Origin of the sequence: Xanthomonas floridensis (genome assembly GCF_001642575.1) — a bacterium.
GTDB classification, from domain to species: Bacteria; Pseudomonadota; Gammaproteobacteria; order Xanthomonadales; family Xanthomonadaceae; genus Xanthomonas; species Xanthomonas floridensis.
The window spans coordinates 1-26,314 of sequence record NZ_LXNG01000029.1 but is presented as its reverse complement, the minus strand read 5'-3'; the positions used below and the strand labels follow the sequence as shown (position 1 = coordinate 26,314).

General features: G+C 65.8%; 18 protein-coding genes and 1 pseudogene. 5 read left to right on the top strand and 14 right to left on the bottom strand.

The features are described 5' to 3' along the window. The first annotated feature begins 309 nt into the window (after positions 1-309). The gene (locus A7D17_RS16055) at positions 310-3,342 is read left to right on the top strand and encodes a TonB-dependent receptor (RefSeq protein ID WP_064510007.1); all 3,033 of its coding nucleotides are present in this window, start codon (positions 310-312) and stop codon (positions 3,340-3,342) included. A gap of 110 nt (positions 3,343-3,452) precedes the next feature. Further along, complete coding sequence (locus A7D17_RS16050; RefSeq protein WP_064510006.1) at positions 3,453-4,982, top strand: tryptophan halogenase family protein; 1,530 nt, start codon at positions 3,453-3,455, stop codon at positions 4,980-4,982. A gap of 353 nt (positions 4,983-5,335) precedes the next feature. Here the strand turns inward: A7D17_RS16050 and pyrF are convergent, their stop codons facing one another. Both pyrF and A7D17_RS16040 read right to left on the bottom strand, forming a co-directional pair. After that, complete coding sequence (pyrF, locus tag A7D17_RS16045) at positions 5,336-6,067, bottom strand: orotidine-5'-phosphate decarboxylase (protein WP_064510005.1); 732 nt, start codon at positions 6,065-6,067, stop codon at positions 5,336-5,338. After that, positions 6,064-7,029 carry a 5'-nucleotidase, lipoprotein e(P4) family gene (locus tag A7D17_RS16040; RefSeq protein ID WP_064510004.1) on the bottom strand — a complete coding sequence of 322 codons (966 nt, stop codon included), beginning with the start codon at positions 7,027-7,029 and terminating at the stop codon, positions 6,064-6,066. Before A7D17_RS16040 ends, pyrF begins: the two co-directional genes overlap by 4 nt. A 348-nt stretch (positions 7,030-7,377) precedes the next feature. On the opposite strand from A7D17_RS16040, the gene A7D17_RS16035 reads away from it, so the two are divergent. Next, a complete protein-coding gene (locus A7D17_RS16035) occupies positions 7,378-8,034 on the top strand; it encodes a YceH family protein (RefSeq protein WP_064510003.1) in 657 nt (218 codons plus the stop codon). 158 nt (positions 8,035-8,192) lie between these two features. On the opposite strand, the gene A7D17_RS16030 is transcribed toward A7D17_RS16035, so the two are convergent. The 8 genes from A7D17_RS16030 to A7D17_RS15995 form a co-directional block, all read right to left on the bottom strand. Continuing rightward, positions 8,193-9,044, bottom strand: a complete 852-nt coding sequence (locus A7D17_RS16030) for an STM4011 family radical SAM protein (RefSeq protein ID WP_064510002.1) — start codon at positions 9,042-9,044, stop codon at positions 8,193-8,195. A 7-nt stretch (positions 9,045-9,051) separates the two neighbouring features. Continuing rightward, positions 9,052-10,413 carry an STM4012 family radical SAM protein gene (locus tag A7D17_RS16025; RefSeq protein ID WP_064510001.1) on the bottom strand — a complete coding sequence of 454 codons (1,362 nt, stop codon included), beginning with the start codon at positions 10,411-10,413 and terminating at the stop codon, positions 9,052-9,054. Next, positions 10,410-11,228 carry an STM4013/SEN3800 family hydrolase gene (locus tag A7D17_RS16020; RefSeq protein WP_204377366.1) on the bottom strand — a complete coding sequence of 273 codons (819 nt, stop codon included), beginning with the start codon at positions 11,226-11,228 and terminating at the stop codon, positions 10,410-10,412. Before A7D17_RS16020 ends, A7D17_RS16025 begins: the two co-directional genes overlap by 4 nt. Continuing rightward, complete coding sequence (locus A7D17_RS16015; RefSeq protein ID WP_064510000.1) at positions 11,221-12,351, bottom strand: STM4014 family protein; 1,131 nt, start codon at positions 12,349-12,351, stop codon at positions 11,221-11,223. The genes A7D17_RS16020 and A7D17_RS16015 overlap by 8 nt, the downstream gene beginning before the upstream one ends. A gap of 19 nt (positions 12,352-12,370) precedes the next feature. Next, on the bottom strand, positions 12,371-13,282 hold the full coding sequence (locus A7D17_RS16010; RefSeq protein ID WP_064509999.1) for an STM4015 family protein: 912 nt from the start codon (positions 13,280-13,282) through the stop codon (positions 12,371-12,373). Between the two features lie 664 nt (positions 13,283-13,946). After that, complete coding sequence (locus A7D17_RS16005) at positions 13,947-14,981, bottom strand: DUF4272 domain-containing protein (protein WP_064509998.1); 1,035 nt, start codon at positions 14,979-14,981, stop codon at positions 13,947-13,949. A 51-nt stretch (positions 14,982-15,032) separates the two neighbouring features. Continuing rightward, complete coding sequence (locus A7D17_RS16000; RefSeq protein ID WP_064509997.1) at positions 15,033-15,569, bottom strand: GNAT family N-acetyltransferase; 537 nt, start codon at positions 15,567-15,569, stop codon at positions 15,033-15,035. 567 nt (positions 15,570-16,136) lie between these two features. Then, the gene (locus tag A7D17_RS15995; protein WP_064509996.1) at positions 16,137-18,113 is read right to left on the bottom strand and encodes a UvrD-helicase domain-containing protein; all 1,977 of its coding nucleotides are present in this window, start codon (positions 18,111-18,113) and stop codon (positions 16,137-16,139) included. A gap of 204 nt (positions 18,114-18,317) precedes the next feature. Here A7D17_RS15995 and A7D17_RS15990 point away from each other — a divergent pair, with 204 nt between their 5' ends. Together A7D17_RS15990 and A7D17_RS15985 are read left to right on the top strand one after the other, a co-directional pair. Further along, positions 18,318-18,953: a thymidine kinase gene (locus A7D17_RS15990; protein ID WP_064509995.1), complete on the top strand. Its 636-nt coding sequence runs from the start codon at positions 18,318-18,320 to the stop codon at positions 18,951-18,953. Positions 18,954-19,216: 263 nt separating this feature from the next. Further along, a complete protein-coding gene (locus tag A7D17_RS15985) occupies positions 19,217-20,461 on the top strand; it encodes a GAF domain-containing sensor histidine kinase (RefSeq protein ID WP_064509994.1) in 1,245 nt (414 codons plus the stop codon). Positions 20,462-21,027: 566 nt separating this feature from the next. Here the strand turns inward: A7D17_RS15985 and A7D17_RS15975 are convergent. The 4 genes and pseudogenes from A7D17_RS15975 to mutM all read right to left on the bottom strand — a co-directional run bounded on the left by A7D17_RS15975 (position 21,028) and on the right by mutM (position 25,684). Beyond that, positions 21,028-22,629, bottom strand: coding sequence for an OpgD/OpgG family glucan biosynthesis protein (locus A7D17_RS15975; RefSeq protein WP_064510016.1), 1,602 nt, complete (start codon positions 22,627-22,629; stop codon positions 21,028-21,030). A 69-nt stretch (positions 22,630-22,698) separates the two neighbouring features. Continuing rightward, complete coding sequence (locus A7D17_RS15970) at positions 22,699-23,802, bottom strand: DUF4380 domain-containing protein (protein WP_082862066.1); 1,104 nt, start codon at positions 23,800-23,802, stop codon at positions 22,699-22,701. Positions 23,803-23,996: 194 nt separating this feature from the next. After that, positions 23,997-24,760 (bottom strand): annotated as a pseudogene (locus tag A7D17_RS23085) (IS5 family transposase). Between the two features lie 108 nt (positions 24,761-24,868). Next, entirely contained in the window at positions 24,869-25,684 is an 816-nt protein-coding gene (gene mutM / locus A7D17_RS15960; protein ID WP_064510014.1) for a bifunctional DNA-formamidopyrimidine glycosylase/DNA-(apurinic or apyrimidinic site) lyase, read from the bottom strand. Positions 25,685-26,314: the final 630 nt, after the last annotated feature.

The window sequence follows — 26,314 nt, the reverse complement described above, 5'->3', positions numbered from 1 at the left end:
CGCTTGGCCAGCGATTGCCAGCACCGGGCGACTGCCCGTGCTGGCAGGTGTACATGGCACGCACTGGCGCATCGCCCGCATGTGCATCGCCCGTTGAATGCCGATGCGCCGCATCGGCCACCCGCCGCCAATGCGTTCCCCGTCTTGACCCGTGCCTGAAGGAGCAGCCGCCCGTCACCGTAGACCTTTGTCGTTCTTGCAGCCACTCGGCTGTTGTTGCCTGCCGTTCCCGTGTTCCACACCAAAGCACCAACCCAACGCGCCAGTCACTCCGCTGTGTCGCGCTTTACCCCTGGGAGGGGGAAAGTCATGAAGAATCACCGCACCGTCTCCACCCTGCCGGCGCGCAGTCTGTTGTGCTGCGCCCTGGCCGCCTCGTTGTTCGCCACCACCCCGGCCATGGCCCAGTCCAGCAACGCCACGTTGCGCGGACAGGTCGCTTCCGCGCAGAGCGGCAGCGAAGTGGTCGTCACCAATCTGGCCACCGGCTCGGTGCGACGCGCACCGGTCAATGCGAACGGCAACTACACCATCGTCGGTCTGCAGCCGGGCACCTATAAGGTCGAATCCAACGGCGTCAGCCGCACGGTCACCTTGTCGGTCGCCTCCAGCGCCACCGTCGATCTCGGCACCGAGACGGCAACCGCCCCGGCCGGCGATGCGACCACGCTGGATACGGTGACGGTCAGCGCGCCGATGATTCGCGACGTCAAGACGTCCGAGGTGGGGAACACGGTGTCGCTACGGCAGATTCAGCAGTTGCCGCAGGCCACGCGCAACTTCCTCGAATTTGCAGACACGGTTCCCGGCATGGTGTTCACCATCGACCAGGACGGCAACACCAAGTTGCGTGGCGGTGCATCCAACGCCAGTTCCAGCAATCTGTATATCGACGGTGTGAGCCAGAAGAGCTACGTCTCCGGCGGCGGCATTGCAGGCCAGGACGAAACCCAGGGCAATCCGTTCCCGCAGCTCGCCATCGGCGAGTACAAGGTGATCACGTCCAACTACAAGGCCGAATACGGCCAGATCAGCGGCGCGGCCATCACCGCGGCCACCAAGTCCGGCACCAACGAGTTCCATGGCGAGGCGTTCTACCGCTTCACCAACCAGGACCTGCGCAAGGAGCGTCCGGACGAAGAGAACGGCAAGGTCGACTCGCAAACCAAGGAATACGGCTTTGCCATCGGCGGGCCGCTGATCCAGGACCGCATGCATTTCTTCTTCGCCTACGAAGGCAAGGACAATGTAGCGCCGAAGAGCGTGCAGCCCAGTGCCGAAGCCTCGCCCTTCGTCGGCTTGTTGCCCTCGAACCTGCGCGATCAGTTCGGTGCGTCCAACATGCCGTTCACCGAAGACCTGTACTTCGGCAAGATCGACTTCGAACCGACCGATAACGATCGTATCGAGCTGGCAACGCAGTACCGCGACGAAACCCAGGTCAGTAATGTCGGTGGCCAGAACGCACCGGACCGCGCGGTGGACAAGATCAACAAGGACAAGCGCACCAGCCTGCGCTGGCAGCACAGTGCCGACAGCTGGTTCAACGAGGCCATCCTCACCACCGAGGATTCGCGCAACGTGCCGACGCCGCGTGGCACTGGCAACGGCTCCATCTATACCTACATCGACCGTACCGAAGCCGATCCGCGCCAGTGGGTGTTCCTCAATACCGGCGCAGCCAGCGGCGAAGATTTCAAACTGCGTAGTCAGAAGGGCTGGTCCTTCCAGAACGATCTCACCTTCAACGCGCTGCAGTGGCATGGCGAGCACACCATCAAGACCGGCGTGACCTATCGCGACATCAAGCTGACCTCGCGCGAGTCCAGCTCGCTCAACCCCCAGTTCAGCTATGAGGTCGGCCAGAACGGCATCGCGCCGGTTCCGTTCCAGGTGCGCTACATCCGCGCGTTCGACAACCCCGGCCAGGTGCCGGTGGTGGAATCGCCGTCCAAGCAGTACGGCATTTACCTGCAGGACGACTGGGCGGTGAACGACAAGCTGATGCTCAACATCGGCGTACGTTACGACTACGAAGACACACCGGCGTACACCGACTTCGTGACCTCGCAGCCGTTTATCAATGCGCTGTATTCCGACGATCCGGACAACCCGGGCCAGCCATGGGCGAACCGTTTGTTGCCCAGCGGCATCAACGTGGCCGACTACATCAGCACCGGCAACAACCGTAAGAACTTCAAGGATGCCTGGGCGCCGCGCTTCGGCTTCTCGTACGACTTCTTCGGCGACGAGAGTGCAGTGCTGCATGGCGGTGCCGGCCGCTCCTACGATCGCAACCTGTTCGAACAGCTCGCGCTGGAATCAGTCAAGGCTGCGCTGTCGCCGGTGGTGGTGTATTTCAGCGATGCCGCCAGCGGGCAGCCCTGCTTCCGCGATGACCGCGTATGCACGCCGTGGAACCCGGGGTATCTCAGCGGGATCGATCAGCTCAACACCATCCCGGGCACCAACGACAGCTCCGAGCTTTTCATGTTCAAGAACAAGCTCAAGACTCCGTACAGCGATCAGTACAGCATCGGTATCAGCAATCAGGTAGGCGACTGGCTGACCGACGTCACCTTCCAGCGCGTGCTGGCCTACGACGGTCTGGTGATGAGCCTCGTCAACCGCTACCCGAACGGTGCGTATTTCGACGCCAATGGCAGCGTGCCCTGGGGCGAGCCGGTGCCGGGGTATCGCAACACCATCCTTGGCTACAACGGTCTGGAGCAACGCAGCAGCCAGGTCCTGCTGTCGGCCGAAAAGCCCTACACCAAGGAATCGGGCTGGGGCTTGAACCTGTCCTACACCCACACCAGCGCGCGCCAGAACCGCACCATCGACGAGCCGTTCGCGTTCGACAAGGCCACCATCCGCGACTATCCGTTCGTGAAGTCCGATGCCGTGTCGGCGCATCGCTTCGTCGCATCCGGCTCCATCGATGGCCCGTGGGGCGTGACCTTCGGTGCCAAGCTGGTGCTGGCCACGCCCGAGCCGATCAACACGATCGCCTGCTACGGCTTCACCGATCCGGACGGTGGCACCTGCCAGGCAGTGGGCGTGACCCCGCCGGGCAACGGCAAGTTCCTGTTGGGTGGCAAGATCTGGGGCTACCGCACCGTGGACCTGCAGGCCAACAAGGAGTTCACGGTGGTGGGCGATTTCAAGCTCAACGCACGCATCAACGTGCTCAACGCCTTCAACTTCAAGAACTTCACCCAGTACCAGTACAACAGCTTCGGCAGCGACGGTCGCCTGCAGCCCGATATCACCGTGGTCGACAACGGCGAAATCAGCTACGTGCCACGCAGTGTCGTGCTGGAAGTTGGCGCCAAGTTCTGATGCAGCCCAACGCCGTGTGCCTGCGCTGTGCTGGCATATGATCCGAACGGGGCCGATTGGCCCCGTTCGCTTGTTGGTGGTTTCCACTTTCGTACAGGATCGAATGCAGCATGATCCCCGCACCACTTCGCAACATCGTCATCGTCGGTGGTGGCACCGCCGGCTGGATGGCGGCCGCCGCATTTGCGCGCGTGCTCGGGCCCACCTTCAACGTGCAGCTGATCGAATCCGAACAGCTCGGCACCGTGGGTGTGGGCGAGGCCACCGTGCCGCATATCAAGGCCTTCAACAACCTGCTCGGCATCGATGAGGCCGAGTTCGTGCGCCAGACCCAGGGCAGCTTCAAGCTGGGAATCGAGTTTGTCGACTGGCAACGCCCGGGCACGGCGTATATCCACGGGTTCGGCACCCAGATCGGGCACCCGCTCGGGCTGCTGCCATTCCACCAGTACTGGATCAAGCAGCACGCACGCGGCACCGCGCAGCCGCTGGGCGCCTATACGCTCAATACCGTGGCTGCAGCGCGCGGCAAGTTCATGACCTCGGCCGGCGATGTGCCGGCCAATTCGCCGCTGGCCAACATCGCCTACGCGTATCACTTCGACGCCAGCCAATACGCACGTTTCCTGCGCGGATACGCCGAACAGCGTGGCGTGGTGCGTCTTGAAGGAATGGTGGCGCAGGTGCAGCTGCATCCGGAGAGCGGCCACGTGCAATCGCTGCAGCTGGAGTCCGGACAGCGCATTGCCGGCGATCTGTTCATCGATTGCTCGGGCTTCCGCGGCCTGTTGATCGAAGACGCGCTGCACACCGGCTACCACGACTTCACCCACTGGCTGCCCTGCGACCGCGCCCTGGCCGTGCCCTGCGAAAAAATCGGCCCGCCCACGCCATACACGCGCTCCACTGCGCGCGCGGCCGGCTGGCAGTGGCGTATTCCACTTCAGCACCGCACCGGCAACGGCTACGTGTATTGCAGCGCGCACATCAGCGACGACGAAGCCGCTGCCACGCTGCTCGCCAACCTGGACGGTGCGCCCTTGGGCGACCCGCGTCCGCTGCGCTTCACTACCGGGCGGCGCAAGCAGTTCTGGAATCGCAACGTGGTCGCGCTGGGGCTGGCCAGCGGGTTCCTGGAGCCGCTGGAATCGACCAGCATCCATCTGATCCAGTCCGGTATTTCCAGGTTGCTGGAGCTGTTCCCGCGCGAGGGCATCAGCCCGGTGCTGGTGCAGCGCTACAACGACCGGCTGGCGTTCGAGTTCGACCGCGTCCGCGATTTCCTGCTGCTGCACTACCACGCCACCGAACGCGACGACAGCGCGTTCTGGCGCCACTGCCGCCACATGCCGATCACCCCGGAACTACAGACCACCTTGGACTTGTTCCGCGACAGCGGGCGCTTCTACCGCAACGCCGAGGAGATGTTTGCCGAGATCAGCTGGGTGCAGGTGATGGTGGGCCAGGGCATCCTGCCGCAGGGGTATCACCCGCTGGTGGATCAGGTACCCGACCGTGAGGCCGAAGGCTTTCTGGCCAGCGTGGCGCAGACCATCTCGCACTGCGTGGACGTGATGCCGACCCACCAGCAGTTCATCGACCGCTATTGCAAGGCGCCAGCGATACGCCAAGCGCGATGACCGAACGGCAAGCGACCCGAAGGCAATGCCGCTGCATCCATCGGACGGGTACGCGAACGGCATGGCGGGCGATGCGCAAGGTCGCCTCGGCCGCCACTGCCGTGTGCACCAGCCGGTGGCAGTACGCGCCCCGAGCCACCACCTGAAGCGTCGCCCCAAAAAAAAAGGATCGGGCACAAGGCCCGATCCCTTCGAAAACCGGGACACGCCCGGTGGACAATGAGTGGCACAGCTTCCGACTGACATCGGACACCGGCATGTTAACGAGACTTTCACATTAAAGCAATGCTTTAATTATTACCACCTAAACCATTGATTTATATCGCTCATTGCGGCAACTGAGCGACTGCCGCTCAGGCCAGGTGCTGTATCACCGCCGCGCGGATCTCGTCCTGGATGGCGGTGGCAGCGGCTGCGGGGTCGGCAGCCAGGCGAATCGGCCGGCCGACCACAATCGCGTCGGCGCCATCGGTAAAGGCCTGCGCCACGCCCACCGTGCGCTGCTGGTCGTCGCCGACCGGGCCGCCGGGGCGGATGCCCGGGCACACGATCGAAAACGCAGGGCCGGTGGCGCGGCGGATCGGGCCGGCTTCCTGGCCGGAGGCGATCACCCCGTCGATGCCGGCGGCCTGGGCAGCCAGCGCGCGTTCCACCACTACCTCCACCGGTTCGCGGTCGATGCCCATCGCGGCCAGGTCCGGGCGGCCCATCGAGGTCAGCACGGTCACCGCCAGCAGGCGCATGTCGCCCTGGTTGGCCTCGGCGGCGGCCTGCAGCATGCCGGCATGCCAGCCGTGCACGGTGCAATAGCTCACCGGCCACTGCGCCAGGCGGCGGATGGTACCGGCCACGGTGGCGGGGATGTCGAAGAACTTCAGGTCCACGAACACGCGCTTGTTGCGCCTGGCCAGCGCATCGAGCACATGGAAGTACTCGCCCGAGGCCAGCAGCTCCATGCCGATCTTGTAGAAGGACACCGACTCGCCCAGGCGGTCGACCCAGGCGATCGCCTCGTCATGGCCGGGTACGTCCAGCGCGAAGATCAGCCGCTCGTGCGCGGCCAGCGGCAAGGGGGGACGGCTCATCGTGCAAGCTCCAGTGCGGCGCGCTTGGCGTCGTGGCGGGTCTGCCAGGGTTGGGAATAATCGTTGTTGAACTGCGCCGGCTCCCAGCCGCCGTAGCTGGGATTGGGCAGCATCCACCAACGCTCGCCGAACCAGTCGTGGTACTGCTGCAGCAGCGCGCCGCGCGCCTGGCTGGTGTTGGCGCTGACCTGCACGAAATCGCCCAGCTGGTCGCCGAACTGCATCAGCACGCGGTATTTCTGCCCGGCCAGTTGGCGGCGGCAGTTCTTCTCGCTGCCGCTCTGCTCGCAGCCTTGCACCACCGTGCCCAGGCCGAGGAACACGCTGTCGTCGGCCACCGGCAGGCCGGCGCTGCGCAGGTTGGCCAGGGTGGCGTCCTTCAAGTGCACCGCGCGGTTGGAGATGTAGATCAGCGTGATGCCGCGGGCGTTGGCGGCCTTGGCGAAATCCACCACGCCCGGAATCGGCTTGGCTTTCTTTTCGGCCACCCACTGGTCCCAGCTCAACTCGTCGTATTCCTTGCCATCGCGCAACAGACGCGCCTGGTAGGGCGAGTTGTCCAGCACGGTCTCGTCCACGTCCAGCACCACCGCCGGCTTCAGGCCGGTGGCGGCATTGCGACGTTCTTCGGGGACCAGCGCGTCCCACTTGGGCTGCTTGAGCGCGGCATCGAGCTTGTCGGCCGCAGCCCGGTAGGTCTGCTCGGCCACGGCGCGGTATTCCTCCGAGCGCTGCATCCACAGCACCGCGTTGAGGTTGTCGTCGCCGGCCGGGATGGCGACAGCAGCGGCCGTGGAGGCCTGTTTCGCCGAAGCGGCACTGGCGGCCGCGTTGGCGGACACGGCAGCGGCTTGCGCACGCTGGCCCATCTCCTCTTGGCCGGGCTTGCAGGCGCTCAAGGCCAGCGCGGTGCAGGCGAGCAGGGACAACGGTGCGTAAAGCGAGGGGCGCATGGCATCCACCAGAACAGGAGCGGCAATGAAGCCCACGATTTTAGCGGGTTCGCGCGGTGCTGCCCTGCCCGTTTCCGCCGCCGACGCGCGCCGGCCTGCCTGGCGCGTTGCGAGGCGTGCGGCAGGCGGCGACAAAGACATCGCTCCACTGCCTGCACGGTTGGCTCGCCCGCTGCGGGGCACGCGGACCTGCCGCCAGCAACACGCTGGGCGATGACGTGGGGACACACGCAGCGGGGATGGCCGCAACACCATCGCCACACGGCCCTGAGCCCGGCGCTGCACGGCGAGCGACGCGCAGACCGCCAGGCACGGGATCGGCATATCCTTCCTTGCTGATTGCCCAGGAGCTGCCGCATGACAGACACATCGTCCATCCCCGTGCTCGATACCGCCCAGGCCCGCGTGCTTGGCTGCCTGATCGAAAAAGAGGCCACCACCCCGGACGCCTACCCGCTCACCGTCAACGCCGCGCAGGTGGCTGCCAACCAGAAGACCGCGCGCGAGCCGGTGCTGAATCTGCAGACCGGCGTGGTGCATCACGCGCTGCGCCAGCTGGAAACGCTGGGACTGGTGCGCCAGCAGTTTTCCTCGCGCGCCGAGCGCTACGAGCACAAGCTGGGCAGCGTGCTGGACCTGACCCGCCAGCAGGTGGCGTTGATCGGCCTGCTACTGCTGCGCGGGCCGCAGACGTTGGGGGAACTGTTCGCGCGCAGCGAGCGGCTGGCGCGCTTCAACGATGCCGACGATGTGCGCCATCACCTGGACCGGCTGATCCAGCGCGGCCTGGCGGTGCAGTTGCCGCGTGCCAGCGGCCAGCGCGAAGACCGTTACATGCATCTGCTCAGCGGCGCGCTGGATCTCGACGCACTGCAGGCCGCAGCTGCCACGCGCGAGAGCGCGCCGCGCGGCGCCGACACCGCAGCCCTGGAAGCGCGGGTGCAGAGCCTGGAAGACCAGCTGCAGGAACTGCGCGAGCAGGTCACCGAACTGCGCGCTCGCGTGGGCGAGTAAGCGCGAGGCGCGAGCGGCCTGCGCAGCCGCCAATCGCGCGGCCAATGCTTGCTGCAGCACGGATCACGCGTACTGCGGTCACTGCGCGACAGTCCTTGGCGCACTGCCTGCCAGCCGTGCGTCGCGTCGGGGCACCTCAGCGGCCGGTGCTGGCCGGATCACGCCGTCGCCGGCACCCGTTCCAGCACGCCGCCCGCATAGTCGGCCTGGAACGGCAGGTCAGGCCGATGCACGTAGCCGATGAAGCAATCGCACCGCGTGTTCGGGCAGCTGCGGGCACGTAGCTGCGCGGCGAAACTGCCGTCGTAGAGATTGCCCAGCGACGTATCGACGAAGTGGCAGCGCCGCACGGTGCCGTCGCCATCCACCGACAGCACCGATTCACCGGTCAGGCAGGGCGCGCCGAAGCTGGGCGGCGGAGTGAGGTTGTAGCCGAAGTGCGGATCGATCCGGCTCAAACGCTGCACCTGCTCGGGCGTGTAGTAGTCCGCCGGGCGCGGATCGAAGGCGTTGAGCCACATCGGCGTGGTGTCGGGCAAGGCCGCGCGTAGCGCCTCGATCTCGTCCAGGTGCGCATGCGCGGCCACCATGCCCACGCTGTGGCGCACGCCGCGCTGGCGCAATGCCTGGCAACGCTGCAGGAAGGCCGCGCGCGTGACCTGGCTGGGGTGGTAGGTGCACCATAGTGCGAGGCGGTCGAGATTGGCCGCGTCGAGCCAGCGCAGGCCCACGCACAGATTGGTCTGGATCGCCACGCGGCGCAGCTGCGGCAGCTGGCTCAGCTGCACCATCGCCTCGCGGTAATGCCGCCGCACCAGGCCTTCGCCCCAGGGCGTGAACAGGATCGACAACGGCCGCGTCTGCGCCTGTGCCCAGCCGACGAACCGCGCCAACTCCTGCGCGTCGCGACGCAGTGCGGCGGCGCTGTCGTAGGTCTTGGCAAACGGGCAGTAATCGCAGGCGTAATTGCAGCTGCTGAGCCGGCCACGGTAGAGCAGCGACAGATGCATCGACGGCTTATCCAACCTGATACTGCTGCATGCGCTCGACGATCGGCGCCGAGGTGAGCCACGGGCCGATGGTGTCAGCGCACTCCATGCCGGCGGCGGTGAGCGCCAGCAGGCTGCCCTGCCAGTGCGCCAGGCCCAGCGCCAGCAACTCCTGCAGCTGCGGCAAGGCGTCCAGGCAGTCCATGCCGAAACGCTGGCAGAAGTCATCGCGGTCCAGCCCCGGCACCACCAGCAGCGACTGGATCGCATGCCGCCGCCGGGCATCGTCGGCATCCAGCGCAATGCCGTAGTCGGCGCGCGCAAAGCTGGCCGGGTCGCGCTCCAGGTAATGCTCGAGAATGTCGGCCACCGAGCGCCGGCTCACCCCGTATTCGCTGGAGTAATGCAGCCCGGCGGTATACGAGCGCGCACCGCAGCCGATGCCGACCATGCCATCGCTCTGGCAGCAGTACACCGGCGCGTCGCCATCGGGTGCATGCGGGGCACGGAACATGCGCATCGAAACCTGGGTGTAGCCGGCTGCCAGCAGCCGGTCGCGCCCGGCCCGGTACAGCGCCAGGCGTTCGTCCAGCGGTTCGGGTTGCAGCACGAAGCTGCGCCGCCCGCCGGGCTTGGCCTCGATCCGGCCCAGCCCGGTCATCGGCCGCACGTATAACGGGTACAGGTAGAGCTCTTCCGGCGCGTGCTGCAACGCGCTGTCGATCGAGGCCAGGAAGCTGTCCACGGTCTGCCCGGCGATACCGTAGATCAGGTCCAGATTCAGCGTGGCAATACCCTGCTCGCGGATGATGGCGATCGCCCGCTCCACTGTGGCGCGTTGCTGCGGGCGCACCAGCGCGCTCACCTCGGCGGCGCTGAAACTCTGGATACCCATGCTGACGCGGTCGATGCCGGCCTGCCGGCAGACCCGCAGCCGCTCGGCATCCACGGTTTCCGGCGAGACCTCGATGCCGGCCGGGATCGCGTCCAGCGCGATGGTCGCGTGGCGCGCCACCATGTCGAACACCCGCTGCAACTGCCCCGCATCCAGGTAGCTTGGCGTGCCGCCGCCCATGGCAAAGCGCACGAAACGGTGCTCGCCCAGCGCCTGCACGGTGGCCTGCAGTTGCCGTTCCATCTGCGCCAGGTACGCCTCCACCTGCGCCGGTGCCGGGCGTGCCAGCGCGAACAGGTTGCAGAAGCCGCAGCGGTACGAGCAGAACGGGATATGCAGGTACAGGAACAATGCCTGCCGCGGTTCGTCGGCCCACACCTGCTGCAGCGGCACGGACGGCTGCAGCGGCCGGTAACTGGTCTTGTGCGGATACGAGTACGAATAGGCCTGATACGGCGGCAGCCGCAGCAACTCGGCCAGCGAGGGCAAGCTCATGGAGGCACCAGAAAATGGGCGTAAGGCACGGTCATCACCACTTCGTGGGCCAGGCGGTGACCATGGTAGCCATCCTCGCCGTAGGCGGTGCCGTGATCGGAACAGACGATGGCAAACGCACCGCCGCGCGCGCGCAAGGTGGCAAACAGCGGCGCCAGTGCGGCATCGACATAGCGCAGTGCGGCGCAGTGGCTGTCGAAGTCGTCGTTGACGGCGCCGGGCACGTAATGCCGATTGGGCTGGTGCAGCGCCGAGACGTTGATGAACAAAAAGCAGCGCGTGTCGCGCAACGCCCGGTCGCCCAGCCGCGCGCAGGCCAGGGCAACCTGCTGCTCGGTGGAGTCGGGTGAGGTGACGCCGAATGCCGGCGTCCAGTGGCTCTCGCGGAACAGGCCGGGCAACTGTGCGCCCAGCGCATTGCGCTTGTTGAAGAAGCCGGTGCCGCCGATGCACAGCGTGTGGTAGCCGCAGCGCGCCAGACCATCGACGATGTCGCCGCTGTCGGCGAACACCTGGGTCTGCGCCACGATGGTCTCGCTGCCATCGAAGGCCAGCGCGAACAGGCGCGGATGCGGGCCCTGGCGGGCAGGCGTGGGCAGGAAGCCGGCAAAGAACGCCAGATGCGCTGCATAAGTGAAACTACCCGGCGTATGCCGCCGTTCCCAGCCATCGGCCGGCAGATACGGCGCAAGCACCGGCAGTTCGCCGCGCGCAAAGCAGCGCTGCGCGGCGTCGTAGCGCAGCGTGTCCAGGGTGATCAGCACGATGTCGCGCGTACCGACAATGGCGTGCATGTCCGGCAATGGCTCAACCATGCCGTCGTCGCCCGTCGCCGGCAGCGGCAGCGGCAGCGGCAGCGGCAGCGATAGTGCCGAGTGCCGCCTGATCTTCGTAGGTCGTGCACCCCTGCCAGCGCAGCTCCGGCAGCAGGTCGCCAAAACCATTGGCTTCCAGCACGTGGCAGCGCCCGTCACGCTGGATCAGGTCGAAGCCGATCATGCGGCAGTCGGCAAACACGCGCGCGGCCTGCGCCACCGTGGCCGACACCAGCGTGTCCACGTCTGCGCCCTGCCACGCCTGCGCTGGCAGACGCGTATTGCCCAGATGCAGATTGGTCAGCGGGCCACGGCTGGCGCGGGCCACGCGTTGCCGCGCCACGCCATCCAGCGCGACGACCCGCAGGTCGTAGTGATGGCCCGGCAAGCCGGGCGCGCGCGGCTTGGGAATCCACCGCTCCAGATAGGCGCCTTGCGCGGCGATCGCATCCACCAGCGCCGCGATCTCGGTGCGTTGGGTGTAGCGGCGCTGGCGCAACGCATTGAATACCCGCACGCGGCCCTGCTCCACGACCAACTCGGCCGAGCCGCTGGCGATCTGGCGCCCATCGCGGTGCCAGCGATACGCCAGCACGCCGGCACCGGACGATCCATAGCGCGGCTTGAGAAATGCCTGGTTGCAGCCCGAAGCCTGCAGGCAGGCGTGCATGTCGGCATAGCTGCCCACGCTGCCCAACAGCGTGGGCACGGCTACGCCCGCAGCGGCCAGGCGCTGCTGGCAGGCGAGTTTGTCAGTCATCGCCAGCAGACCGGCGGGCGGATTCAGATACTGCGCGGCCGGCAGCGACGCGAGCAGGTCCGCAAACCCGGCATACCACAGCTGCTGATGGGCCAGCTCGCCATGCGCCAGCGGTGCCGGCGCCGCGCCCTGCGCTCCCAGCCGACGCCAGCCGCGCGACACCAGCGCCTGATGCAGGTCGGGCGCCTCGCCGGGCGATTCGAGCTTGACCCGCGCGGCCGGGTGGCGGGCCAGCCAGTCCTGCAGCGGCGCTGGCGTCTGCAGCAGTTGCAGATAGTCGAACACTGCCGCCGCAGGCTGGCCCTGCGCCTGCAATGCCTGCTGCAGGGCCGCGATCCTGCGGCTGTCCCGCGGCCCCACCACGACCCAAGGCACGCTCACGTCACTCGGAGACGGCGACGTAGCGCTCGTCCTCGTCTTCCTCTTCGGGATCCTCCAGGATCACCGTCACCGGCAGCGCTGCCAGCCGCGCCTGCCATTGCGCAGAAATGTAGTGATGGCTCAGATCGATCCGTTGCAGCTGGCCCAGCTGGGTGCTTTCGACCAGCGCGCGCGCACCGGCGTCGCCGATGGTGCCCAGCGACAGGTCCAGGGTCTCCAGGCCACCGAGCCACGGCTGGGTGGCCAGCCAGCTCGCCAGTTCGTCGGTGTTGGCGGCGTTGCGCAGGCCCAGATACCGCAGCCGTTCGGGGCCGATCGCCGCCAGCAGCCGCTGGTAGGTTCCCAGATCGCCGTCGTAACCGTAATCCTCCACGCCCAGCCACAGTTCCAGGTGCTGCAGGGCCGGCAGCGTGGACTCGGCGATCGCCTGCACGATCGCCGATGGCAGGCCGCCGCATTCGATCGCCAGTTCCTGCAGCTGCGCATGCGCAAACGGCGTCAGCTTCAACTGCGAGGAACCGCGCACGCGCAGCGACTGCAGCGCCGGAAACGCGGCCAGCAGCGGGGTGTAGTCGGTCTGGATGATCCAGGAGATCTCGCAGTCTTCAAAGGTCATGTCGCCGACGAACAGCGCGCGCAGCGCAGGCAATTCGTCGCGGCGTTCGATCAACCGCTGCAGATAGCCGCTGGGGCCTTCTTCGAAGGATTCGCGCCACGGCCCGATGATCAGCGCCTGGATGCTGGCCGGATCGACCTGCGCCAGCAGGCTGTCGAGCAGCGCCGCCTGGGTGTCCTCGCCTTCGTACTCCTGGCACAGCCGGTACACCACATCGCCGCCGCTGGCCGGTTGATCGACACTGAAGTCCACCACCCGCTTGCCACGATAGAATTCCGAATACTGACCAATGGTCATTGCATTGCCTCCCTGGCTCGGTGAGCGGGCAGGATACCTGCACGTCCATGGCAGCCTCGTTAAGCGGGGCTGCCCGTTCCATTGTCCACCACCGATCGTCCGCGTAGCGGCCGCAGGCGCGTCCCGACTCCAATGGCGCACTACCGGCACGCGCACAGCTCTCCCCCCGGCAATGCTGTCTGTCCAGGCACAGTACCGGCCTGGGCGCCTTGGCCGGCTCGCGCGTGATGGCGCTGGAATGGGGATTCCTGGTGGCCCTGCGGTGGTCACAAGGTTCGCGCTACCTGGTGGTGCGCCATCACGACGGTGGCATCGTCGCCGCGCTGGACTGGCCCGCCGGGGCCACAGCCAACGTGCGCGAACAACCCGGGCATCTGCTGTTCCATGACGGCCGGGGCCGCCTGCTGGACCTGTATACCGATCGTTCGCTGACGCATGCCGCTTCGTTTCTGGGCCGAGCCGTGCCGAAGCCGGCATGCAGCCGCACGCGCGATCCGCAGGTCCGCACGACCTGGCGGTACGCACTTCCGCCATGCTGTGCTCCTGGCACGTCGGCCGGCCGGGCACGTCCATACCGCGTGCCGTCATCCGGCAGGCGACGACGCGTGCATGCGCCCTCTGCTGATCCACGCGCGGGGCGCGCGACCACGGCGCATGCCATCGCTCAGGTCGGTGTATCCACCTGGTCCCAGTCGGCGTCTTCGAAATGCAGCAGCCAGTTGAGCGCGTAATGTCGCTCGTACACCACGCCGGGCACGATGCCGGCGGGGGCCGTCTGACCGGATTGCCCGGCCTGGCGCACTGCCCAGTGCAGGCGCAGGTGGCGGTCCAGCGCATCCAGCAGCTCGGGCAACGGGCGTAGCGTTGGCGGCGGTGCCGTGGAAATCTCGGCCCGCTCCAGCGCGCGCTGCGCCACGCCGGGCACATCGCATAGAGCGGTGGGCAGCGGCAGGGTGTCGGTCATGCCCACCGCCCATTGCAGCAGCGCCAGGCTTTCATAGCGCCAGCCGAAGTTGGCCAGTTGCTGCGCATCCGGCTGCGCGTGTTCGAAAAATGCCTGTTCCTGCGGTGACACTGCGGCCTGCAGTCCCGGCAGGCGTTCGGCCATGTCGGTCAGTGACGGCGGCGTATCGCCGGCGGCCAGGATTTCCGCCCGCAGCGCCACCGCAAACAACGCCAGCATGCGCGCGGCAATGCTGTCCGGCGTGCGCAGGCGGGCCTCGGCCTCCCCCGGCACCGGCGGCAGGCTCGGCGGCACGCGGATGCCCAGCGCTGCCAGCTGGTCGTGCTGCCGCGCGCGGCGCTCCAGCGCGTCCGGCGGATACGGCAGCTGCGCCTGCTCATCCAGTGGTGGCTCGCCCTGGCTGATCAGCACCCGGCCCTGCGGGTCGCGCACGCTGCCGTCGGCCAGGAAGCACACCGCATTGGCCTGCTCGGCCCACTGCGCCAACGCGCCGAACGCCGCATCGTCCACCTCGAAGCTGAAGTGCTGGCGCACCCGCTGCACATGCCGCATCAGGTGATAGCGCGCCTGGGTCATCTGGCCATCGCCGGCCTGATTCACATAGCCGACAAAGCCATGCAGATGGTTGGCCAGTTCTGGATCGGCATGGTCGCGATGTTGCACGGCAGTCTTTGGCAGAAAGTCCGGCCACAGCGGCGTGCGCAGCGTGGAATAGGCGTTGACCAACAGTGCCATGCAGGCCTCCCTGTGCGGTGGAAAACAGCCGGCAGGGTGACGCAGCCCCGCTCAGCTGTCCACGCCACCAGGGCCGAGGTCGATCGTGTAGTACGCCACGGCCTCGGTGCCGGGACTCAGCACCCGCAGGCTCTCATAGCGCAGTCCCAGCGCTTCCAGCGCGCGGATCGACTCCGCATTGCCTGGCGAAACGATCGCGCACACTTGCGTCAATCCCAGTACCCGGTGTGCATGCTCCAGCACCGCACGCCCGGCTTCGGTCACATAGCCTTTGCCGCGATACGCGGGCAACAGCGCAAAGCCGATATGCGGCACCGGCAAGGTCTCGCGGCACAACAGACCCAAGGTGCCCATGAAGATGCTTCCGTCGCGCGTTTCCAGCGCCCAGTGCGCGAAGCCGTGTTGTTGCTGATGCGCCTGCGCCCATTCGCATACATGCGCGCGCGCCTGCTCGCGGGTGCGGATACCGCGGTCGTTGATGCCGGCGATGAATGCAGGATCGTTGACCAGCGCCAGCATCGCCTCGGCATCGCGCTCGGGATCGAGCAGACGCAAGCGCACGCGTGCGGTTTCGAGGATGACGGTCACGGCGCACTCCGTTGGCGGGAACCTCAGACTGCCGTGCGGCAGTGGCACTGACAAGCCTGACGACAGCACGCATGGCCACGCTGCATCACGCGCACGGTTGGCGATATCACTCTGGTTGGGTGGGGCAACTCGCATGCACCACCGGTGCGTCGTTCCGGCCATCGGCGCGTTGCCGGCTCGCTTGCCCGGCCAGCGGCGCTCCAGCCTTGGGCCGTTCCAGCGACGGTGCGAGCGACCACGCCGGGCCTGCATGCCGGGCTGCTCCGCGTCTGTTGCAGGCCGCGTGCCTCAGTGCGTAGTGCGCAGGTCGAGCGGCAATACCGGGCATCGATGCATGCCTGACCGCCAGCGCATCACGGCCGCTACGTCCACGATGCGCTCCGTCCCTTCCCACTCGGTGCCGTGCACTGCAGCCGGCTCAAAAGGCGAAGCGCCAGGCACGCTTGGCAACCGATGTGTGCCATGCACTCACCCGCATGCCTCCGGCGGACGCCCAGCGCCGTCTTGCGTACCAGGCTCACCTCTTGATGCATGTGGCACAACGCTGCCCGCGCGGCTCAGTCGACCTCAGTCGAACAACGCCTGGATCGCTGCCAAGCCCGCACTGGCGCGCTCCTTCTTGCGCTCGGCATCAGCCAACGGGTCGGCACCGTCGCGCTGCAGCTCTGCTGCCGGGATCTCATCGAAGAACCGGCTCGGCTTCAACCGCACATGCTCGCCGAACTTGCGCGTCAGCTTGCTGTAGCTCATCCACAACTGCTGCTTGGCGCGGGTGATGCCCACGTACAGCAGGCGGCGCTCCTCCTGCAGATTGCCTTCTTCCAGGCTGACTTCGTGCGGCAGCACGCCGTCTTCGCAGCCAACGATGAACACATAGCGGAATTCCAGGCCCTTGGACGCATGCATGGTCATCATGCGCACCTGGTTGCCACCATCGTCCTTGTCGTTGCGCGACAACAGCGCCAGCTGCGCAGCCAGATCGCTGGCGCTGGCACCGCGCGGCCCACCTTCGAACCACTCGGCCAGTTCGTCCAGGTTGCGCTTGCGGCGCTGGAATCCGGTTTCGTCCTTGGACTGGTTGCGCAGGTCGTTGAGCAGGCCGGAGGTGTCGGCCAGCATGCGTACCAGTTCGCCCGCCGGCATGCTGGTGGAGTGCTGGCGCATCTCGCGCAGGATGTCGGTAAACGCGCTCAGTCCATTGGCCGCACGCGGCGGCAGCTGTTGCAATGCGCCCATTGACTCGGCCGCACGCGACATCGGCACCGACTTGCCGCTGGCCAGTTCGGCCAGTCGCGCCAACGAGGTCGCACCCACTTCGCGCTTGGGCGACTGCACCGCACGCAGGAAGGCGGCATCATCGTCCGGGTTGACGATCAGGCGCAGCCACGACAGCAGGTCCTTGACCTCCTGCCGCTCCAGAAACGCCGTGCCGCCGGTCAGGTGATACGGCACCCGCAACAACTGCAACGCCTTCTCCAGCGGCCGCGACTGGAAGTTACCGCGGAACAGGATGCAAAAATCGCTCCACGGCACCTGCTTGGCAGTGCCCAGGAACGAAATTTCGGCGGCCACCTTTTCGGCCTCGTGCTCGCTGTCGCGGCACTCCCACACGCGGATGCGTTCGCCGTCGGCCTGGTCGCTCCACAGCGTTTTCAAATGCTCGTGCGGGTTGTGCGCGATCAAGGCGTTGGCCGCGCGCAGCACGCGGTTGGAGCAGCGGTAATTCTGTTCCAGCTTGATGATTTCCAGCGCTGGATAATCGCGCCCCATCTGCTGCAGGTTTTCCGGGTTGGCGCCGCGCCAGGCGTAGATGCTCTGGTCGTCGTCGCCCACGCAGGTGAAGTTGCCGCGCGGGCCGGCCAGCATTTTCAGCAGCCGATATTGCGCATCGTTGGTGTCCTGGCATTCGTCCACCAGCAGGTAGCCGATGCGTTCGCGCCAGCCCATCACGATCTCTTCGTTGGCTTCCAGGATCTGCACCGGCAGGCGGATCAGATCGTCGAAGTCCACCGCATTGAAGGTGGTCAGCCGCGCCTGGTAACGCTCGTACAGGCTGGCCGCTTCCTTCTCGCGGTTGCTGCGTGCTGCGGCCATCGCCTGTTCCGGCGACAGCCCGGCATTCTTGGCGCGCGAGATCAGGTTCTTGGCGTCTTCGATCGCATCGGGCTTGGCGCCATGCATCAGGTCCTTGATCTGCGCGGCGGCATCGTCGGAATCGAAGATCGAAAAGCCACGCTTCAACCCGGCTGCGGCATGTTCGATCTGCAGGAACTTCAGCCCCAGCGCGTGGAAGGTGCAGATGGTCAGGCCGTCGGCGCCATCGCCACGGATGCGCTTGGCCACACGCTCGCGCATTTCCTTGGCCGACTTGTTGGTAAAGGTGATCGCGGCGATGCGCTTTGCCGGATAGCGGCCGATGGCGATCAGATGCGCGATCTTCTCCACGATCACGCGCGTCTTGCCGCTGCCGGCACCGGCCAGCACCAACAAGGGACCTTCGCAGTGCAGCACTGCGGCGCTTTGCGGGGGATTGAGACCGTGCATAGAGGCTTCCGACAGAGCGCGCCATTGTACCGGGGCGGGCAGCGGCTGGCCGACGCAGCGGGTTCATGTGGCGCCGGCAAGCGCCCAGGATTGCCGCAGCGCGTTCGCAGAGCACGGCGGCGCGGTCCTGGTGCAGCATCGGCCGGCCATGCCAGGCAGCGGCGGCCTTCCGCATCTCCCCGCCCGGCCCGCTAAAATCGCGCCATGGCCAAGCTCTACTTCTATTATTCGGCGATGAATGCCGGCAAGACCACCACCTTGCTGCAGTCGGCGCACAACTACCGCGAGCGCGGCATGCGCACGCTGATCCTCACGCCCAAGCTCGATCACCGCGCCGGCAGCGGCGTGGTCGCCTCGCGGATCGGCCTGCGGGCGGACGGGCGCACGTTCGACCGCAGCACCGAATTGCACCAGCTGGTCGAACGCGACATCGCCGCCGACGGGCCGCTGCACTGCGTGCTGGTGGACGAAGCGCAATTCCTTGGCCGCGCGCAGGTCTGGCAATTGAGCGAGGTGGTCGACCGGCTACGCATTCCGGTGCTGTGCTACGGCCTGCGCACGGATTTTCGCGGCGAGCTGTTCGAAGGCAGCCAGTTCCTGCTGGCCTGGGCCGACGAACTGGAAGAGATCAAGACCATCTGCCACAGCGGTAGCAAGGCCACCATGACCGTCCGCGTGGATGCGCACGGCCATGCCGTACAGGACGGCCCGCAGGTGGAGATTGGCGGCAACGAACGCTATGTGTCCGTCAGCCGTGCCGAGTTCAAGAAGATCATGCGCGGCGAAGGCCGCATCGACCCGTTGCAGATCGCCCTGCCGTTGCCGGCTGCAGGCAGCTAGGTCGTTGCCTGATCGGCCAGCTGCCGCGCCGAGCAGGCGCAGGGCGACGCCGATCAGGAACGCGTACGGCCACCGCGACGTCGCGTTCCCAGCTATACGGTTCATTGCCATCGCTAGACCTTCCCGGGCATGCGGTTGCAGCCGCATCGCCGAGGTCGGCCGACAGGCGTATCGTGATACCCGCATGGCAGCAACCGGACGCCCAACCAGGCCCAACTGCTGTCCTGTAAACTGGCGACCATCCACTTTTCGGGAGGCAATGCATGGGTCCGCTTCCCGCTGAGCTCCGCGCCGACATCGCGCGCGTTGGCCGACTCTCCTCGGTCCCCGATGTCCTGAACATCCTCACCCGTCTGACCGGCATGGGCTTTGCCGCGGTCGCGCGCGTGACCGAGGCGCGCTGGATCACCTGTCAAGTGCGCGACGAGCTGGCCTTCGGTCTGGTGCCTGGCGACGAACTGCCGCTGGCCACCACGTTCTGCGACAGCGTGCGGGTCAAGGGCAACGCGGTCTGGTTCGGCCACGCCTCGGATGACCCGGTCTACCGCGACCATCCTTCGCCGCGGCTATACGGCTTCGAAAGCTACGTCTCGGTGCCGATCCGCTTCGACGATGGCAGCGTGTTCGGCACGTTGTGCGCGCTGGATCCGCTGCCACGGGTCATGGACCGGCAGCTGGTGGAGAAGGTCGAGCTGCTGGCGCAGTTGCTGGCCGCACAGATCCAGGCCGAGCAGCGCGCCGAGGAGAGTGCGCAGGAATCGCAGCGTGCCCGTAGCGAACTCGGTCGCGCCGGTGCCTCGGCGCGGTTGCGTGAAGAATTCATCGGCATCCTGGGGCACGACCTGCGCAATCCGCTGCAGTCCATGCACGCCGTGGTGGACATGCTCACCATCGACCCGATCAACCAACGCCAGGGCGGCGCCATCCGTTCGATGCAGCGCAGCTTGCAGCGCATGGAAGAGCTGATCGACTTCGCTTGCGATTTTGCCCGCGGTATCGAGCGCGACTGGCTGCAGCTGGACTACGGCAATGGCAGCGACCTGTCCGATGCGCTCTCGCAGGTGGTGGACGAAACCCGCGCCGCCTATCCCAATCAGGTGCTGTCCACCCATGTGGCCATCGACGAGCCGGTGCATGGCGATGCGGTGCGGCTGGCGCAGATGTTCGGCAGCATGATGATCAACGCGGTGGTGCAGGGCCAGCAGAGTTCGCTGATCAAGGCGGTGGCGGTCACCGAGCAGGGCCGTCTACGGCTTGAGGTCTGCAATCTGGACGGCATCGATCCACGCCGGCTGGATGTGCTGCACGCCTCCACGCATGTGCACAGCGGCGGCCGCGCAGTCCCGGAAGTGGATCTGGGCCTGCATATGGCCGCGCAGATCGCACAGGCGCACCAGGGTGAGCTGCGCATCACCAGCGGAAAGAACGGCACCTGCTTCCGCGTGGAGTTGTCCTGCGCACGGCCGCGTACGCGCCTGCAACTGATCAACGGCACGACGTCGGCCTGATCGCGCCGACCAACCGACTGCGATCATCCTGGCAGCGCGTATCGAAGTCGGTCCCTACAGCCGCGATGTGGCCTCGCCGCGCTCGTCATGCAGCGCACCACGGTGACGTGCCGCCTGCGGTTGGCTGCAGTGCCAGCTCGGCCGACTCATCAGGTTGCCCCGGCTCTGGAAAGCTCTGCGGTGCATCCGCGACGTCGCAGACGACTCGCACCTCGCAGCCACGCCCCTGAGCACCCCTGCAGTGCGGCACTGCTTGATCGCGTGCTGACCGAACGCCCAATCCGTGGCTGCCATGCGCAAGGCACGTCGCGCGCCAAGTGCAGCGTGCATCGATCGCCCTCTCATCTCAGACCTCCTGCGTCGCCGCTGCCAGCAGAGCGTTATCGGGCAGTGCTCACGACACCGCAGGCGTTCGGATATCACTCCTCATACCCGCAGATAGCCAATGCTTACGCCGTGGCATCCCTGGCAACGCGCCATTGCTCAGCGCATCACCGCGACGATCGAAGACTGCAGCACCCACGCGGAATGGCAGCACACACGTTCCGCATACCCGGCATGCAAACTCAGTAAAGCTTGCGCTCACTAGCCGGCGGCGGTGTCCACTGATAGAGCCAGGTTTCGGTCAACGGCTTGCCGTTGGCGCGCAGGTACAGGCGGATGTCGATCTGCTGGGTGCTCTCGTCCGGCGGCACCAGGTCGAACATCGCCCGGTAGCCCTTGAGCTCGTGCAACGGGCGCGCCGAGACGATTTCGGTGGTGCCGCGCGACACCTGGATCACCGCTTCGACCTTGGTCTTTGCGTCCTTGACCAGGGCCGGCAGCTCGCCTCCGGCAAAATCCACCGCAAACCGCCATGAGAAGTGGCTGCGCTTCTGTCCGACGATACCGCCCAGCCCGGTGCGGGTGGCCACGCAATGCGCCAGCGGCGAACTGGCCGGCGGCTGCGCGCCCCAGTACAGCCGGTAGCCCATCAACAGTTCCTGCCCCGGCTGCGGTTTGGCCTGCGGATTCCAGAACGCCACGATATTGTCGAAGGTCTCGTCCACGGTCGGGATCTCGACCAGTTGTACCGAGCCCTTGCCCCAACCACTCTTGGGCTCCACCCACAGGCACGGGCGCTTCTCGTAGAACACGCCGTCGTCCTGGTAGTGGTCGAAGTTGCGGTCGCGCTGCAGTAGCCCGAAGCCGCGCGGGTTCTCATCCACAAACATGTTGAAACGCAGCTGCGGCGGATTGCACAGCGGCCGCCAGATCCATTCGCCGCCACCGGTCCACATCGCCAGGCCGTCGGTGTCGTGGATCTCCGGCCGCCAGTCCCAGTCCATGCGGCTATCGTTTTCGCCGACCTGGTACATGCTGGTACACGGGCCGATGCCCAGCCGCTCGATGGCCTTGCGCGGGTAGAGCGCGCTGTCGATGTCCATCACCAGCACCTCGCCATTGGTGATGGCAAAGCGATAGGCGCCGGCAACGCTGGGCGAGTCCAGCAGGCCGTACACCACTACGGTGTCGGAGTCGTCGGCCGGCTGCTCCAGGTAGTAGGCGATGAAGTCCGGAAATTCTTCTGGTCCACCGGTGCCGGTATCGATCGCCAGCCCACGTGCCGACTGCCCGTACTGGCCTTCCTTGCCCACCGCGCGGAAATAGCTCGCACCCAGAAACGCCGCAAAGTCGCGGTCGGTGTCCTTGCGCGTGTTGAGGCGGAAGCCGGCAAAACCCAGGTCCTTGGGCAACTGCTTGCCGCCCAGCCCGCTGCTGCCGTAATCGAACGCAGCCGGGTCGTAGGCCAGTTGTTGCGCCTTGCCATCGACGATGTCGTAGATGTGTACCGGGGTATGGAAATACAGGCCCAGGTGGAAGAACTTCGCCTGAAACTTGCCATTGCCATCGGCCCACAACGCGTGGTCCTGGCGGTAGCGGATCGATTGATACTGATCCCAGTTCAAAGCCTCCAGCGGGCCAGGCAGCACCTGCTTGTGGCTCTTGTACGGCGCGGCAGCCAACGCACGCGCCTGCCCCTTAAGCCAGGCATAGTCGAATGGTTGCGGCTGACCGAGCCGACGCAGTCCCACCGCCTTGGCCGCCAATGCCCACTGCGGCACCGCCGGTAAACCGAGCGCGGCCAGGGCGGCAGCGGCATTCTTCAGGAAGTGGCGTCGTTGCATGCGCATCGGTCTGAGCTAAGGAATGGCGACATCATAGCCACAGCCCGCCGTGGACGCGCATGCGGGGACTCAAGGTCTCTGGGGTGCAGCCGCGCAGGCCTGGTCCAGGCCCAGCTCCCCGGCCTTGCTGCACAGGAACTGCCGTTGTGCCTGCTCTTCGTCCGGCCCGGTGTAGCGCAGCAAGGTCCATTGTTCCTGCGCCTGCATCTGCGCCCCTGGCGCGAGCTGCCGGTACGGCGCATGCACTTCCATTTCCAGCAACCCCTGTTCGGGATGCTCTGGTGGCGCATCCAGATACAACTCCACCTGCCCCTGCTCGGGATGGATTGCCGCCAACGGCTGATGCGCAAAGCGAATCACCAGGACCTGCTTCCCGGCAAACCCGGCCATCCAGCCTGCCGATGGCTGCAGCAACAGCTTGCCACGCTGGATCAGGCTGTCACCCCTTGCATCGGCGCGCAATGCAAGGACGCCTGCGTGGTGCGAGAAGACCGGCGCCGTCGTACCCGCCTCGCTGGGTGGCTGCACACGCACATCGGTCCTGTTCGCCACCGGCACAAAGACCCGCGTACTCGCGGCCACCCGCGTGTTGAACCACAGGTCCCAGGCGATCGCCTGCTTGCGGATATTGCGCGCCGTGGCCCGCAGGTCCACGCTATCCACGCGTGTCCTGGAAACCTCGACGTGCTTGCTCAGCTGCACGCCCGTCACCGGGCTGGGCACGCCCTGCAGGCTCGCCTGGCCTGGTCCCCGCGTGACCACACGGGTACTCGCCAACGACAGATACGGGTCCGGCGGCCACACCGCAGCGGCGGCCTTGCGCTGCGGATTGACCTGCTGATGCAACCACCACTGGCTCTGCGGTCCCACCCAGACATCGTGGCCCAGATACGGCACATCGCCAGCGGTGGCAGACACCGCGGGTGTGGGCTGCCGGCTCACCGCGGCTCCCACTTTCAACACATTTGGTTGGCCATGCAGGTTGAAGGACAGCACGCGTCCGCCGAATGCCGGCGTCAGGCTCAGTTCCAGCACCTCGTTACTCAAGCGGATGCTCTCTACTGTTGCCGTTTCTTCGTGAACCGGCGCATCGGCCCGCGCCATGCTCCAAGGCAGCAGCGTCAACGCCAATGCAATCCACAGGAAATCGAAGCGGTGCGGCATCGTGGGCATGTGGCACTCCGGGCGTGAGACCCGTGATTGTGGCGCCGTCCCCGCCGGGACACTAGCCGCGCACGCTGGAAAGTCGGCAGCGACCAACGCAATGATGCTTTTGCGGTGTCGTCGGTCGTTACGCAACGCCTGTCCCAGATGCTTGATTGGATGGCATGCAGACGTGCGATGTGGTGTTACTGCGTTAGGGCCTGTTAACACATCCGAAGCCCATCAACGGTCAGCACAAAGCTGAGGAATCCAAAGGAACATGACGTCCAGCTTCTCGAAGCGTGTGAAAATCCGGCGGTAGCCCTTCAGCGACGGAATAGTCGCTCCACTTCGTTGCGTCGCTTGTACATTTCCCGGTCGTACTCCCAAGGATCGACCCGATTGGACTTGGGTGGGACCACCGGCACGAAGCCAAGATCGAGCGCCAACTGGCAGGTTTCATTGCCTTCGTAAGCGCGATCCATCAACAGATGAGTCGGTCGCTCCACTGGCCCCAGGTGTTCAAGCAACGTGCGGCCTGCGGGTGCGTCGTGTGCGTTGCCAGGCGTCAATCCGAACGTGATGGCTGTTCGAGCATCTGCGGCAACCAGATGAATCTTGGTGTTCCATCCACCGCGGGACTTGCCGATCGCTTGTGGGCCGTTTTTTTTAATGCGCCAGTGCCATCGGGATGCACCTTGATGCTGGTGGAGTCCAACGAGACTGCCTCGATTTTGATGCGCACGATCTGCGATTTCTGCAATTGCGCGAACATCCGGTCGAGCACACCGGCCTTGGCCCAACGGTTCATGCGTGTATAGACCGTGTGCCAGTTGCCAAAGCGCTTGGGCAGGCCCCGCCATTTGCAGCCATGCTCTGCGACGTAAAGGATGGCGTTGACCACCTGCAGGTTGGTCATGCTGACATTGCCGCGCTGCGCAGGTAAGCAATGTTCAATGAGGGCAAATTGTGCGGGCGTGATCTCCATGCCAGATAGTTTAATCGCTTAAATCATTAGTGTTAACAGGCCCTAACTCATCCGCAGTACGGAGTGATCCAGCTGCCGAGGTGGCTTCAGCCATCATGGGTTTACCCCTTATCGCTGGCAGCTACCGCACCACACCGTTGCACGTTGTCCAATAGTGGCGTGCTTCAACAGTCGCCCGCACTGTTTGCAGAGCTCGCCCTCACGCCCATAGACATTCAATTCCTGCTCGAAATAACCGGGTGCACCATCCGGACTGATAAAGTCCCGCAGCGTAGTGCCCCCGCGCTGGATGGCATAGCCGAGTATCTCTTTGACTGCAGCGGCCAGCCGGCGATACCGGTCGAGCGAAACCTTTCCGGCTTCGCGCAAAGGACTGATTCCCGCGCGATACAGGCTCTCAGCCGCGTAGATATTGCCGACACCGACCACCACGGCCTGATCCATCAGAAAGGTCTTGACGGCTGCACGACGCCCGCGCGACAGCGCATGCAGATAATCTCCAGTAAATGCGTCGGATAATGGCTCCGGGCCCAGGGTCGCAAGCAACTCATGCACTTGCGTATCCGCCTGCCATAGCAAACATCCGAACCGGCGCGGGTCGTTAAAGCGCAGGACACGTCCATTCTGCAGGCTGATATCTACGTGATCGTGCGCCCGCGGCAGGGTATCGCCCGGCAATACGCGCAGGCTGCCCGACATCCCCAGATGCAGCAATGCACTGCCACCGGCATCGGTATCCATCAATAGATATTTCGCGCGTCGCCGCACCTGCGTAATGGTGGCGCCAGGCAGCAAACGTTCGATCTGCTCGGCAATGGGCCAGCGCAAATCCGGACGACGCAGGATCACGCCATGAATGCGTTGCCCGACCAGGTGCGGCGCCAGACCTCGCACAGTAGTTTCGACTTCGGGCAACTCCGGCATCCGGACATCCAGCAACACCGGCCATGCACCGGCAAGACCCAAGATGGAGATCCGCCGGGCAAAAACAATACACCTGCAGGCGCACAGCTTAGTGGCCACTAGAAAATGAAGTCACCACCCGACCAGCCACGCCGTTGGCTCCCTCCTTTCACCGTGCGGGGGTGTGAGCTCCTGTTTTGGGGGTACGCGCGCCCTTTTGGCTAGTGCAAGCAGCGCAGCCCAGCATGGGGCGCAGCAAGCTTGGGATGTCATGTCGCAATGTGTCTTGGGCCACGGGCGGCTTCTGGCCCCTTTTTGACTGGTGCAGGCGGCGCTGGCCAGCGGAGGAGCGCATCAAGCTTGGGTCGTTGCCGTATCTGGCTTGGAACACGGATGGATGGACGCCCTGCCGGGCCGGGCACCGCATCCTCGCCTTGGCCTTGCATCGCAAGCAACGATGGTTGACGCACTGTGGTGGCTTAGGCGTTTTCCATCGTACCGACTTCGCCAAGAGAGAAGCGCCATGTGCCGGTGCGTTCCCGGCCGTCCTCACAGTGTTCCGCGCCTCCTGCCAAGCCACCCACTGACGGCGGACAGTGCGAAGGGCTTAAATCGGAGACAAAAACAAACCCCCAGTCCTGTCGGACTGAG

Bases quoted from the DNA above. Each gene is read 5' to 3' on its own strand.
- A7D17_RS16010 (WP_064509999.1), bottom strand. From the start codon at position 13,282: ATGACCATTGGTCAGTATTCGGAATTCTATCGTGGCAAGCGGGTGGTG.
- A7D17_RS15975 (WP_064510016.1), bottom strand. From the start codon at position 22,629: ATGCAACGACGCCACTTCCTGAAGAATGCCGCTGCCGCCCTGGCCGCG.
- A7D17_RS16025 (WP_064510001.1), bottom strand. From the start codon at position 10,413: ATGAGCTTGCCCTCGCTGGCCGAGTTGCTGCGGCTGCCGCCGTATCAG.
- A7D17_RS15995 (WP_064509996.1), bottom strand. From the start codon at position 18,113: ATGCACGGTCTCAATCCCCCGCAAAGCGCCGCAGTGCTGCACTGCGAA.
- A7D17_RS15985 (WP_064509994.1), top strand. From the start codon at position 19,217: ATGGGTCCGCTTCCCGCTGAGCTCCGCGCCGACATCGCGCGCGTTGGC.
- A7D17_RS16035 (WP_064510003.1), top strand. From the start codon at position 7,378: ATGACAGACACATCGTCCATCCCCGTGCTCGATACCGCCCAGGCCCGC.
- A7D17_RS16055 (WP_064510007.1), top strand. From the start codon at position 310: ATGAAGAATCACCGCACCGTCTCCACCCTGCCGGCGCGCAGTCTGTTG.
- A7D17_RS15990 (WP_064509995.1), top strand. From the start codon at position 18,318: ATGGCCAAGCTCTACTTCTATTATTCGGCGATGAATGCCGGCAAGACC.
- A7D17_RS16020 (WP_204377366.1), bottom strand. From the start codon at position 11,228: ATGGTTGAGCCATTGCCGGACATGCACGCCATTGTCGGTACGCGCGAC.
- A7D17_RS16030 (WP_064510002.1), bottom strand. From the start codon at position 9,044: ATGCATCTGTCGCTGCTCTACCGTGGCCGGCTCAGCAGCTGCAATTAC.
- A7D17_RS16005 (WP_064509998.1), bottom strand. From the start codon at position 14,981: ATGGCACTGTTGGTCAACGCCTATTCCACGCTGCGCACGCCGCTGTGG.
- mutM (WP_064510014.1), bottom strand. From the start codon at position 25,684: ATGCCGGAGTTGCCCGAAGTCGAAACTACTGTGCGAGGTCTGGCGCCG.
- pyrF (WP_064510005.1), bottom strand. From the start codon at position 6,067: ATGAGCCGTCCCCCCTTGCCGCTGGCCGCGCACGAGCGGCTGATCTTC.
- A7D17_RS15970 (WP_082862066.1), bottom strand. From the start codon at position 23,802: ATGCCCACGATGCCGCACCGCTTCGATTTCCTGTGGATTGCATTGGCG.
- A7D17_RS16050 (WP_064510006.1), top strand. From the start codon at position 3,453: ATGATCCCCGCACCACTTCGCAACATCGTCATCGTCGGTGGTGGCACC.